This window comes from Streptomyces spongiicola (assembly GCF_003122365.1).
Classification (GTDB): Bacteria; Actinomycetota; Actinomycetes; order Streptomycetales; family Streptomycetaceae; genus Streptomyces; species Streptomyces spongiicola.
In genome coordinates, this window is record NZ_CP029254.1 from 5,287,958 (window position 1) to 5,300,262 (window position 12,305).

At 72.8% G+C, this 12,305-nt stretch carries 10 protein-coding genes; 5 read left to right on the top strand and 5 right to left on the bottom strand.

Annotated elements, in window-relative coordinates:
- The first annotated feature begins 5 nt into the window (after nt 1-5).
- Nucleotides 6-1,604, top strand: coding sequence for a Na+/H+ antiporter (locus tag DDQ41_RS23230; RefSeq protein ID WP_109296213.1), 1,599 nt, complete (start codon nt 6-8; stop codon nt 1,602-1,604).
- Here DDQ41_RS23230 and DDQ41_RS23235 read toward each other — a convergent pair.
- From DDQ41_RS23235 to DDQ41_RS23245, 3 genes are all read right to left on the bottom strand, one after another.
- Nucleotides 1,583-2,599, bottom strand: a complete 1,017-nt coding sequence (locus tag DDQ41_RS23235; RefSeq protein WP_109296214.1) for a 1-aminocyclopropane-1-carboxylate deaminase/D-cysteine desulfhydrase — start codon at nt 2,597-2,599, stop codon at nt 1,583-1,585. The genes DDQ41_RS23230 and DDQ41_RS23235 overlap by 22 nt on opposite strands.
- Before the next feature lie 182 nt (nt 2,600-2,781).
- Complete coding sequence (locus tag DDQ41_RS32635) at nt 2,782-2,967, bottom strand: helix-turn-helix domain-containing protein (RefSeq protein ID WP_245991121.1); 186 nt, start codon at nt 2,965-2,967, stop codon at nt 2,782-2,784.
- Nucleotides 2,968-3,680: 713 nt separating this feature from the next.
- Complete coding sequence (locus DDQ41_RS23245) at nt 3,681-4,271, bottom strand: peptidoglycan recognition protein family protein (RefSeq protein ID WP_172607652.1); 591 nt, start codon at nt 4,269-4,271, stop codon at nt 3,681-3,683.
- Between the two features lie 230 nt (nt 4,272-4,501).
- Between DDQ41_RS23245 and DDQ41_RS23250 the strand changes: the two genes are divergently transcribed.
- The 4 genes from DDQ41_RS23250 (at nt 4,502) to DDQ41_RS23265 (ending at nt 8,756) form a co-directional block, all read left to right on the top strand.
- Nucleotides 4,502-5,935 (top strand): family 2B encapsulin nanocompartment shell protein, encoded by a 1,434-nt coding sequence (locus tag DDQ41_RS23250; protein ID WP_109296216.1) that lies wholly within the window; start codon nt 4,502-4,504, stop codon nt 5,933-5,935.
- Nucleotides 5,936-6,093: 158 nt separating this feature from the next.
- Nucleotides 6,094-7,137, top strand: coding sequence for a family 2 encapsulin nanocompartment cargo protein polyprenyl transferase (locus DDQ41_RS23255; RefSeq protein ID WP_373995452.1), 1,044 nt, complete (start codon nt 6,094-6,096; stop codon nt 7,135-7,137).
- A 98-nt stretch (nt 7,138-7,235) separates the two neighbouring features.
- Complete coding sequence (locus DDQ41_RS23260) at nt 7,236-7,877, top strand: GNAT family N-acetyltransferase (RefSeq protein ID WP_109296218.1); 642 nt, start codon at nt 7,236-7,238, stop codon at nt 7,875-7,877.
- 432 nt (nt 7,878-8,309) lie between these two features.
- A complete protein-coding gene (locus tag DDQ41_RS23265; protein ID WP_172607653.1) occupies nt 8,310-8,756 on the top strand; it encodes a DUF6304 family protein in 447 nt (148 codons plus the stop codon).
- 777 nt (nt 8,757-9,533) lie between these two features.
- Here DDQ41_RS23265 and DDQ41_RS23270 read toward each other — a convergent pair.
- Both DDQ41_RS23270 and DDQ41_RS23275 read right to left on the bottom strand, forming a co-directional pair.
- Nucleotides 9,534-11,384, bottom strand: a complete 1,851-nt coding sequence (locus DDQ41_RS23270; RefSeq protein WP_109296220.1) for a sialidase family protein — start codon at nt 11,382-11,384, stop codon at nt 9,534-9,536.
- A complete protein-coding gene (locus tag DDQ41_RS23275) occupies nt 11,381-12,130 on the bottom strand; it encodes a hypothetical protein (RefSeq protein WP_109296221.1) in 750 nt (249 codons plus the stop codon). Before DDQ41_RS23275 ends, DDQ41_RS23270 begins: the two co-directional genes overlap by 4 nt.
- Nucleotides 12,131-12,305: the final 175 nt, after the last annotated feature.

Below are 12,305 nucleotides of genomic sequence, written 5' to 3' on the forward strand. Positions count from 1 at the left end.
GGATCATGGATGCGCTGTCGGTGGTGGCGCTGGTCGCGGCGAGTGCCGCGGTCGCCGGGATCGCCCGCAGGACGGTGGTGCCCGCGCCGCTGCTCCTCGTCGCGGCCGGTCTGGTCGCCTCGTACCTGCCCGGAGTCCCGGCGTACACCCTGGACCCGCACATCGTGCTGCCGCTGATCCTGCCGCCGCTGCTGCACATCGCCGCGCTGGACAGCTCGTACCTCGACCTGCGGGCCAACATCCGCCCCATCGCCCTGCTCTCCGTCGGCTACACCCTCTTCGCGACCCTCGTCGTGGGATGGGCGGCGCACCTGGTGATCCCCGGCCTCCCGCTGACCGCCGCACTCGTGCTCGGCGCGGTGGTCGCCCCGCCCGACGCGGTGGCGGCGACCGCGGTCGCCCGCAGGCTCCGCCTGCCCGGCCGGATCACCACGATCCTCCAGGGCGAGTCCCTGGTGAACGACGCCACCGCCATCACCGCCTACCGGGTGGCCCTGGCGGCCGCGGTCGGCGAGGGCATCACCTGGGGCGAGGGCGTCGGGATGTTCCTCGTCGCCGCGGCCGGGGGCGTCGGCGTCGGCCTGGTGCTGATGGTGCCGATCCACTGGCTGCGGACCCGTCTCGGCGAACCCCTGCTCCAGAACACCCTGTCCCTGCTGATCCCCTTCGTCGCCTACGCCGCCGCCGAGCACGTGCACGCCTCCGGCGTGCTGGCCGTCGTGGTCGTCGCCCTCTTCCTCGGGCACCGGTCCTGGCAGGTCGACTTCGCCACCCGGCTCCAGGAGGAGGCGGTCTGGCGGATGGCCGCCTTCGTCCTCGAGTCGGCCGTCTTCGCGCTGATCGGGCTGCAACTCGCGCCGGTCGTGGGGCAGATCGGCTCGTTCTCGGCCCAGGAGGTCGCCGGGTACGCCGTCCTCGTCTTCGGCGTCGTGGTGGCGTCCCGCTTCGTGTGGGTCTTCCCCGCCACCTTCGTCCCGCGGATGCTGTCGCGGCGCATCCGGGAGCGCGAGCCCGGTGTGGACTGGCGGGCCCCGGTGATCGTCGGCTGGGCCGGGATGCGGGGCGTGGTGTCCCTGGCGATCGCGTTCTCCATCCCGGTCCTCACGTCCGCGGGAGAGCCCTTCCCGGCGCGCAACCTGATCCTGTTCCTCACCTTCACCACGGTGATCGGCACCCTGGTGGTGCAGGGGCTCACCCTGCCCGCGCTGATCCGTGCCCTGAAGCTCCCCGAGCGCGACCCGCTGAGCGTCACCCTGGCCGAGGCGCAGGCCCAGAGCGAGGCGTCCCGCGCGGCGGAGCGACGGCTGGAGGAACTCGTCGCCGATCCGGCCAACGCCCTCCCGGGTCCCCTCCTCGACCGGCTGCGCACGGTCCTCGAACACCGCAGGAACTCGCCGTGGGAGAGGCTCGGGGCGGTCAACCCCGTCACGGGCGAGTCCGCCGACGGCACCTACCGCCGCCTCACCCGCGAGGTGATCCAGGCCGAGCGCGCGGTGTTCGTGCGGCTCCGCGACGAACGCCGGATCGACGACGAGATGATGCGGGCGCTGCTGCGGCGGCTGGATCTCGAGGAGGCGGCCGCCTACCGCGAGGCCTCGGGCTGAGGCCCGCCGGTGATCACCGCCGCCACGGCCGTTTCCGGCGGGAAGGCGCCCTCGCCGGCGAGGGCGACGAGTCCGTAGAGCATTTTGGCGACATAGAGACGCTCCACGGGCAGCCCGTGGCGTGCCTCGAAGTCCCGCGCGAAGGCCTCGAGAGCCGGTGGGACGCGGGCGTACCCGCCGAAGTGGAACCGCTCGTCGAGCGACCAGTCGCCGACCTTCGCCCCGAAGGCCTCTCTCTGGAGGGCGGCCGTCCGCTCGCCCAGGAAGCCGCCCTTGAGCACGGGCACTCCGAGTGCCCGCGCCCCGTCACCGAGTCCGGCGGCGGGTCCGTGCCCCAGTCCGGCGGCGGGCCCGGCGGCGGGTCCGGCGGCGGGTCCGGCGGCGGGTCCGTCCCCGAGTCCGTAGGCGAGCCCGGCGGCAAGCCCGGCGAGCGTCCCTCCCGTCCCGCACGCCACGGCGGCCACATCGGCCACGCCCCGCAGCTCGCGGCCCAGCTCCGTACAGCCCCGCACCGCGAGAGCGTTGCTGCCGCCCTCCGGGACGACCCGGCACCCCTCCGGCGCCCCGCAGCGCTCCAGCAGCTCCGCGAGCACCTCCGGGTCGGACACGCGGCGGTACGTGGCCCGGTCCACGAAGTGCAGCCGCATCCCGTCGGCGGCACAGGCGGCGAGCGAAGGGTTGAGGGGTCGCGCGGCGAGTTCGTCGCCCCGGACGACACCGATCGTGGGGAAGCCGAGCAGCCGCCCGGCGGCGGCCGTGGCGCGCAGATGGTGGGAGTACGCGCCGCCGAAGGTGAGCACGGTCCGGCCGGCCGCCGCACGCAGGTTCGGTGCCAGCTTGCGCCACTTGTTGCCGGGCAGCTCGGGGTGGATGAGGTCGTCCCGCTTGAGCAGCAGCCGCAGCCCGTGCCGCGCGAAGCGCTCGTCCCGCACCTCCTGCAAGGGGGAGGGCAGCCGGGGCCGGAGTGCACGGTCGAGGTCTACGGGCTGGCTCACCCGCCCATTGTCGCTTCGCCTTCTCGCCGTCCCGTCACGGCGTCCGGGGCACTCCCCGGCCCCACAGCTCCTCGGCGTGCTCCGCGAACCGGTCGAACATTCCGCCGTCTCGCCGGCGGCGCGGATGGAGGAGGGGTGAGCCGTGGCCGGCGAGCGGGGCCGGGTGGGGCGTCACGAGCGCGTCATGATCGAACCTGAACAGCCTTGGGCCAGATCACGTCTTCATTCACCTTCAGCGCCCGGCACGCGTCGACGCGGTTTCCTGCATGCGGTACGAGTTCGGCGCCGGTCAGCCACCGTTCCACCGTCCTGGGCGCCACACCGATGCGCGTGGCAAGCCTCCGGGGCGTGAGCTTGGCGTCTTCCACAGCTGATCGTAGAGCGGTGTCCAAGACTTCCCCCGGCGACATGTGGGCGTTCTTGAACCGTGGTGCGCAACGGTACGACTGTCCCTGATTCGGGGAGGGATACGTCCTCCATCCTGGGGCACGGAGCATCACGGCCATCACGGCCATCACGGCCGTCACGAATCCGGACACGACCATGGACCCGGCCCCGCATCTCCTGTTCGGCCCGGAGCCTCCGATGCCGGTGGCGGACCGCGACGTGTGCCAGGACACCCCCGGGTCATCCCTTCGACAGGGGGCAGACAGCCGTACCGGGCCCGGAGGCCAGGCACCCCGTTTCAGGGCCACGAGAAGGGTAACGGGGGAAGGGAGGCAGCCGGGGCCGGATGTGTTCCCCCCGTCGTTCACCCGGCCGTTGCCCCCGTCGTTCCCCGGCCGTTCTCGCCGCCCCGGCCCGGCCGGGGCCCGGCCGGGTGCCGCCGAGGACCGGTGCGGGGTGATACCCGCGTCGGCGGGAAGCCTGCTCTGGTGGCTCCCCGCCGCGCTCGCCGCGTTCACACGGTGCTTCTGTCCGAGCGGCGGGGCCCGCTCGCGCGGGCAGCCCGCCGCCCCGCGTGGCGGGAGCACGGCCCGGCCGTGCTCCCGCCTGCTCGGTGGGGGTGTCGGCCCGGTGAGTCCGCCGGCCGCGACCGCCGGCACACCGGCCCGCGCGGGCCGCGCTCGCGGGGCCCCCGTCAGGCGAGCCGTTCGGCGATCCGGGCGCGCATGGAACTCATGGTGAATCCCCGTGGGTCGATCTTCCCCGGCTGCCACTCCAGGTGCCCGATGACCGAGGGCGCGCCCCACCCGTGGCGCCGGCAGACGGCGGCGGCCGCTCGCTCGATCGCCTCCAGCTGGACCCGCGGCCACGGGTCCCTTCCGTCACCGAGGTTCTCGCACTCGAATCCGTAGAAGTGCGGGTTCCCGTCCGTGTTCGCCTCGTCGTCGGGGGGCAGCGCCGTCTCGGCGATGACGGCGCGCAGGACGTCGTCGTCGCCCGGCCCGGCGTGGTTGGTCCTGCCGTACCCGACGAGGTGGACCCTGCCGTCCTTGGCGATGACGCCGTGGCACAGCGGGCCCGGCAGGCCCTGGTAGCCGTCACGGCAGAGGCGCACGGTGTCCGCGGTGCCCGAGGTGGCGGTGTGATGGATCATCACCCCGTGCACGGGGCCCCAGGGGCCGATGTGGTCGCGGTTGTGGGTGCGCCAGGCACCGACCTGGACGATCGTCAGCCCCTCGCCGAGCAGGGCGTCGAGGAAGCTGTCCGCGGACATGGGTGGGGCCATGGCCGACTCCTTCACGGCTGGATGTGTGGGTATGGAGCTTTTACCCGCAACTCCCCGGCGAGGCGGCCCGTTCGCACGATGTGCGAGCCGATCCGGCCAGCGCGCCGAAACGCTCGCGCCCGCGCTTCGCACATCATCGTTCAGTCCCACTCATTTGTGTGATGGCGCGTGCACGCACCGTGCTGAAAGGCTCTTCGTCGCAGGTCAACCCATGATTACGAAGGAGCCCCATGTCGGTTGGTACGGACGGTCCGCTCGGTGACGAGGTGCGCGAGAGCGGCCAGGACGCGGCACCGCCGCAGCAGAGTCTGGGTACGGCCGCTGCGCGGAACCTGGCGACCACCACCAAGTCGGCCCCCCAGATGCAGGAGATCACCTCACGGTGGCTGCTGCGGATGCTGCCCTGGGTCCAGGTGCAGGGCGGTACCTACCGGCTGAACCGCCGGCTCAGCTACGCGGTCGGCGACGGGCGCGTCACCTTCGTCCAGACGGGCAGCCAGGTCGAGGTCATCCCGGGGGAGCTCGGCGAACTGCCTCCCCTGCGGGGATACGACGACGAGGCCGTGCTGCGCGAACTGGCCCAGCGCTGCCGGCAGGTGCGGTTCGCGCCGGGTGACGTGCTGGCGGCGAAGGGCGAGGCGACGGACCGGGTGTTCCTCCTCGCGCACGGCCGGGTGGAGCAGATCGGCACCGGGCCCTACGGCGACGAGGCCGTGCTCGGCGTCCTCGCCGACGGCTCCTACTTCGGCGAGAGGTCGCTGGTCGACGGCGACGCCGTATGGGAGTTCACCGTCCGGGCCGACACGGCCTGCATCGCGCTGGAGCTCACCCGGCAGGACGTGCTGACCCTCGCGGACCGCGCCGAGTCACTCTCCGGACATCTCCGGTCCGTGGTGTCGGTCCCCCACCAGCGGACCAACAAGTACGGGGAGGCCGCCATCGACCTCTCGGCCGGCCACGTCGGAGAGGCGGTCGTCCCGCACACGTTCGTCGACTACGAGGCCGCACCGCGCGAGTACGAGCTGAGCGTCGCACAGACCGTGCTGAAGGTGCACAGCCGGGTCGCCGACCTCTACAACCAGCCGATGAACCAGACCGAGCAGCAGTTGCGGCTGACGGTCGAGGCGCTGCGCGAGCGCCAGGAGGACGAACTCGTCAACAACAAGGACTTCGGCCTCCTGGCCAACTGCGACTACGGACAGCGGCTCCAGCCGCACGACGGCGTGCCCGGCCCCGACGACATGGACGAGCTGCTCTCCCGCCGGCGCGGCTCCAGGCTGTTCCTGGCCCATCCGCGGGCCATCGCGGCCTTCGGCAGGGAGTGCAGCAGGCGCGGCGTCTACCCGGACACCGTGGACATCGGGGGCAGCCGCATCCCCTCCTGGCGCGGTGTGCCGATCTTCCCGTGCAACAAGATCCCGATCTCGAAGGCCCGTACCACCTCGATCATCTGCATGCGTACGGGCGAGGACGACCAGGGCGTGATCGGTCTCCACCAGGCCGGCATCCCCGACGAGATCGAGCCCAGCCTCTCCGTCCGCTTCATGGGCATCGACGAGCAGGCCCTCATCTCCTACCTGGTCACGGCCTACTACTCGGCGGCGGTCCTGGTGCCCGACGCACTGGGCGTGCTGGAGAACGTCGAGGTGAGCCGCTGGCACTGACGCCCGGCGCCGCCACCGGCGGGGGCGGCACGCCGCCGCTCCCGCCCCGCCCCTGCCGTCAGCCCTGCCAGCCCCGTCACCCCTGCCAGCACCTCCTTCACCCCTGTCGCCCCTGTCACCCCTGTCACCCCCTTTCAGCAGAGGACGAGACCGTGACCATCACCAGAGCGGACACCGCGGCCACCGACGCACCCGAGGCGGCCCGGCTCCTGGAACGCACCCGCAGCGCCGTCGACCCCCGGCTGCGGGACACCGTCGGGTCCCTTCCCGCCTCCATACGCCGTGTCGCGATGTACCACTTCGGCTGGGAGCACGCCGACGGCACTCCCGCCGCCGGGCCGGCCGGCAAGGCGATCAGGCCGGCCCTGGTGCTCGCAGCGGCCCGGGCGCTCGACGGGGACCCGCACCAGGCGCTGCGCCCGGCCGCGGCCGTGGAACTCGTACACAACTTCACCCTGCTCCACGACGACGTCATCGACGAGGACGCCACCCGCCGGCACCGGCCCACCGCCTGGACGGTGTTCGGCACCCCGGACGCCATCGTCGCGGGTGACGCGATGCAGGCCCTGGCGCTGCGGCTGCTCGCCGAGGACCGGCATCCGGCCGCCGCGGCGGCCTCCGCGCGGCTGGCGGCCTGTGTGATCGAACTCTGCGCGGGCCAGCAGGCGGACTGCGCCTTCGAGCAGCGCGGGCCCGGGGAGGTCTCCCTCGACGAGTGCATCGCCATGGCCACGGCCAAGACCGGGGCGCTGCTGGGCTGCGCCTGTGCCCTCGGCGCGCTGTACGCGGGGGCGGGCGAGGAGGAGACCGCCGCGATGGACGCGTTCGGCAGGGAGGCGGGACTCGCCTTCCAGCTGATCGACGACCTCATCGGCATCTGGGGCGACCCTGACCGCACGGGCAAGCCGGCGGGCGCCGACCTGGCCGCGCACAAGAAGTCGCTGCCGGTGGTGGCGGCCCTGGGTTCGGGCACCGAGGCGGGGGCGGAACTCGCCGAGCTGTACGCCGGGCCGATGGGCCCGGGGGCGGTCGCCAGGGCCGCGGACGCGGTGGAGCGCGCCGGGGGCCGGGACTGGGCCCAGCTCCAGGCGGCGGACCGGATGGGCCGGGCCGTGCAGCAGCTCTCCCGCGCCGTGCCCGACCTCGGGGCGGCGGGGGACCTGCTCGCGCTGGCCGAGTTCGTCACACGCCGGAGCCGCTGAGCCGGGACCGAGCCCGGGTGGGCCGGTGCGTGCGCCGTCCGGGCCGCAAACCTAGGATCGCAGCGGCCAGTTGACGATCGCGGAGAGGCGGCCCGGACATGGGCGTACGGATTCGGCAGGCGGGAGAGCGGGACCGAGAGGCGGTGGTGCGGCTGCTCGACGAGGCGTTCATGCACGACCCGGTCAGCGGTTGGGTCTTCCCCGACGAGGCCCACCGCCGCCGGGTGCACGGCGTCTTCCTCGGTGTCTTCCTCGACACCGCGCTCGCCGAGGGGCGGGTCGATCTGATCGAGGACGGGACCGCGGCCGCTCTCTGGCTCCATGTGCCCGCGGAGGCGCCCGAAGAGGAGGACGACACCCCCGCCCGGATGCGGGAGACCGCCGACCCGGACAACGAACGGGCCGAACTCATCGGTCGGCTGACCGGTGCGGTCCATCCGCAGGGCAGGGCGCACGAGTACCTGCTGCTGATCGCCGTCTCCCCGGACCGCCAGGGCGAGGGGCTCGGCACCGCTCTGCTGGGGCCCGCCCTGGAGCGGTGCGACCGGGAGGGCCTGCCCGCCTACCTGGAGGCGAGCAGTGCCCGCAGCTGCCACCTCTACCGGCGGATGGGCTTCGCGTTCACGGACAGCGCCATCCGGCTCCCCGACGGCCCGCAGATGTGGCCCATGTGGCGGGAGCCCGGCGCGCGGGGGAGCGGGGGCGTGGGGCGGGACGCGGGGCGGACCCCCGCTCCGTAGGGCGGATCCCGGTCCTTGCGCGGCACACGGTCCAGAGGGCGGACCCCGGTCCGTACGCCGAACCCCGCGAGGCACCGGTCGTCTCGAACCCGGCGAGGCACCGGTTCGCGCCGAACCCCGCGGAGGACCGGGCCGCGCCGGACCTGTTCCACCCGAAGCCCGGCCCGTCGGGTCTCGGGGACGATCCGGTTGACCACGGTGCCCACCAGTTCGTCCGCCTCCCGGCGGGAGCGCACGTCGGGCAGCGTGAAGTGCTCCGGCGGCGGCCCGGTCACGGCCGGACGAGCCGGCCGGGACTCGGGAGAGGGAGGTGTGCGGCGAGGCCGAGCGAGGGGCCGACCGGGGCCCGTTCGCCTGAACGGACCTGCGGAGGACCGTTCGAGAGCCGACCGGCTGTGCAACCCGACCCCTCGTACCGCTACAGTCCGCGCCATGTCAACGGAGTCGACGGACGTGTGGACCGGCTGGTACCGGGACCGCCGCGGAGCGGAGGCGATCGCCCTGGCGACCGCCTCGGGCGGGCACAGAGTGAGCACCCGCATCAGGGGAGTCGAGTACGCGGGGCCGCAATTCGCCGCCCTGGCCGCGGTGGAGTCGGGCGAACGCCTCTCCGGCTGCGTACTGGAATGGGACATGGCGCTGCCCGTCACTCTGGACGGAGCGGCGGACCAGGCCACCCTCGCCTGTCTGCTGGCACTCGGCGAAGCCGGGCCCGAGGGCACGCCCGGCCGGGTGGACCTGAACCTCACCCTGCTCTTCGGCGGGGCGGCGTACGAGTCCGGGGTGGCCGGAGGCGACTTCGACGCGGCGCTCGGGCGCATCCGGCGGCAGTTGCCGGAGGGTGCCGAACTGGGCGGGAGGCTGCTGGAAAGCGCCTGAGCGGCCCGCCGGGTGGCCGGGTGGCCGGACTCGGGCGGCGCGCCCCCTTCCGGAGGCGGCCCCGCATCCGCTGCTCGGGGCCGGCCGGGTCGCCCGCCCGGCCGGGTCGCCGACCACCGGGTGACGGGCCGTGGCCTGCGCGCACACGGCCCCGGCGTCCGGCTCCGGCGTCCGGCTCCGGTCTCCGGGCGCCGCGGGGGCGCCCTCGCGTTATCGGGACACGACCATCAGGCCCTGCGGGGAGAGACCCTGCGGGCCGGTGGTCCTGCTGGGTCCTGCGAGGGTGCGAAGTCCGGGGCGGCGGGCCTCGCCCGGGTGACTCCGGTGAGATGGGGCGGATCTCGGTGGGGCGCGGACTCCGAGGAGGCGGGCCTTGAGCGGTCTGCGCGGGCCGGGGACGCCATCCGGGCGCGGGCCCGCCGTCGGCCGCGCACGGCCGGGCCGCCCGCGTGGGCTCAACGCACCGCCCTTCCCCACAAGAAGTGGATCAGAACCGATCACGCCGACCACCTGCGGGATGCCGATCGGCCGCCAACGGCGGACGATCACAGGGCATTGACACACGCCTGCTCTGCCGAGTCGGGCCGACGACGGCTTCACCGACGTCGCGATGACCGCAGAGGGGGAGACGGTACCGGCCGCACCGCCGCCACGGTCTACGCCCCGCTGGGCTGACCGACCCGTTCGTTCCCGTCTCCCTCCCGGTGCCCGCCCGGCGACCGGGCCCCTGAGCGGGCACACGGCGGCTGCCGTTCGCCCGGGTGGGTGATGACGGGCTCAGCCCGGTTCCTCCGAGCTGTCCTGGCCGTCGGCCCCGGGGCGGGTCAGGGTTCCGGTGAATCCGCCGTTCCCGGACCACTGGAGCTGATCGCCGGCTTCCAGCTGGATTTCGAAGGCGTTCGGGCAGTAGGGGCGGCGGCCGCTGAGCATGGTCTCCGGCCAGAAGGACGGTGAGGGCACACCGAACGTGAGGGGTCTGCCGGGGGGTTGGGTCGGTTTCCCGAGTTGTGCGGTGCAGGTGGCCAGGTTTCCGACGACGATCTTCCCGCTCAGCGAGTCGGATGTGACCGGGCCACGGCCCGGCGCGCGGGTGATGGTCAGGGAGACGGCGCGTTCCTGTGATCCGTCGGGGCTGCTGACGTTTCCCCGCCAGGTGCCGAGCAGGGCGACCGGGTCGCTGGCGGGGGTCGCCTCGGGCGTGGGTGAGAGGTCCGGTGCGGTGGTGTCGGAGCGGACCGCGAAGTCCACGAAGAGTCCCTTGACGGCGGCGTTGCCGGTGCCCAGGGCGGCGAGGACCACCGTGTGGCCCTTGATGGTCGCGGCGGAACTGAGCAGTCCCTCGTCGCCGAAGGTCGGGAGCCGCCGGGAGGACCACTCCTGGCCGTCCTTCGACTCCCAGATCGTCGGATGGGACTTGTTGAGGAGGATGACCCTGCCCAGCGCCAGGAAGGAGCCGTCCGCGTGGACCATGCGGTCAACCATCGCGGAATTGGGCAGGGCGGGCGGCTCCACCGGCAGCGGGGTGGCGGGAGACCAGCTCACGCCGCCGTCGAGTGAACGCGCGACGACCAGCCGCATGTTGCCGGCGGTGTCCTCTCCCGGTCCGGTGTCCTCTCCCGGCCCGTTGTCCTCTCCCGCTCCGGCGTCCTCTCCTGGTCCGGTGTCACCACCCGGTCCGGCGCCGTCACCCGGCCCGGTGTCACCACCTTCTGATCCCGCTCCACTTGAGGACCCCGTGGCGTCATCAAGGTCCGCGAATCCCGCCGCCACCAGGGTCTCACCGTTCCTGGCGACCCCGGCGGTCTCGTAGAGCAGCCGTGGACGGATTCGGGAACTCACCTCGTTCACCTCACCCCGCTCGTCAATGGTGAGGATTGCCGGCCGGATACGCGGTTCGGCCCCGGCCTCGACTGTCTCGCCGGGGATGTCGTCGGAGCAGTGGCCGTAGGCGACGAGGCCCGGCCCGCCCGGGCCGGCGTCGTGCTCGTAGGAGCAGAGTTCGAGGCCCTGGAGAGGGAACTCCTCCCACTCCGAGCCGTCCGGTGTCAGCCTCCACATGGTGCTTCCGCCGAGGTTCGAGTAGACGTTGACGCTGTCGGAGTACAGCGTGGGCAGGTTGAAGAGGGAACCGTCGTGCGGGGGAATACTGACGCGTTGCCAGTTCTTCCCGTCCGGGGAACGCCAGGCGGTCGTTCCCAGCCAGCTACGCACCCCCTGGGTGCTGGTGCGCGCGCCCACGGCGAAGAACCCTCCGCCCCAGTGGGTCAGTCCGGAGACCAAGGAGTACTCACCTGGGGCGCGACTGTGGGAGATGAGGTCACCGGTCTGCCATTGCAGCCCGTCGGTGGTGTACCAGGCGTTCAGGTCCGGGCTGGTGTCACCCTTGTCGAGGGCGTTTCCGACGGCAACCATGGTCTGTCCGTCGCTGCTCAGGAACTGCGGATGGAAGGGGGCGCCCTGGACGGGTACCTCGTCTATCGGGAGGTAGGTCCACTGACGGGCGGTGGGTTCCCTGTCTCCGCCCAGTCGGTCGCAGGCGTAGAGCGATGCTGCGAGGGCGCCCACCAGGAGGACCACGGCGGCGCCGATCACCAGCGGGGTCCTTCGCGTGGCCGGAGTGGTGGTCACCGCTTCGCCTCCGTCAACGAGCACGAGTTCACCGTGCGGGTGGACGTGTCGAGTAGCTTCCGGCCGCCGCCCACCGTCTCGATGTCGTAGATCGGGACACCGCGGACGCCGCCCACCGAGCGGAACGGCCCTTCGCGGTGCGTCCTGCGTTCGCCGTTCTCGGTGTAGGTGATATCGAGGACCCATTCGTAGTACGCCGAGCAGCTGTGCACGGCGAAACTGGCGTGGAGCGGCTTCTCCTTGCTCACGCTCGTGCCGGTCAGCAGGGAACCACCCGGTGCGTCAAGCCGTAGCTCCTTGCCGTTGACCACGGTCACCATCCGCTTTCGGTCAAGGTCGAACACGAGTGATCGAACGGTGCTGGTGGCACCGGTCTCGCCACCGCCGCATCCGTGCCGCTTGTGGAGCACCCAGTCGAGCGGAACATGCTTCTGCCGGCTGAGGATCCGTGGCTGTGCCGAGTGGACGTGGACGGGGTCGCCACCGGTGGTGGTGAAGGCCAGCGTCAGGGTGCCGACCTCCCAGGAAGCGGCGCCTTCGGCCGCGGCGATGTCGCGGGGGTCCTGGTCGAACTTGTCCAGGTCGAGGTCGTGAACCGCCAAACCCCCGGCGGGCATGGCGACCGCGGTCTGCGTGCCGCACCCTTCGGCTTCCGCGGGCCAGGCCGCGTGCACCACCAGCTTGCGGTCCTCCTCGAACAGGCCGTAGAAGAAGGACGTGACACGCGGCACCACGTCCTGCGCCACCAGCAGGAAGATCGTCAGGGCAAGGCCGGTGAGTGCTCCCGCGGGCCCCAGCCACCGGCCACGCCAGCTCGTCGAAGGGTGGTCTCGTCGGCTTGGCTGCTGTCTACGCCGGTATCCGTGCACCGGGACTCTCCCCTCAGTGGGTCCCTGGCCAGCATGAGAGATCAACTACCCT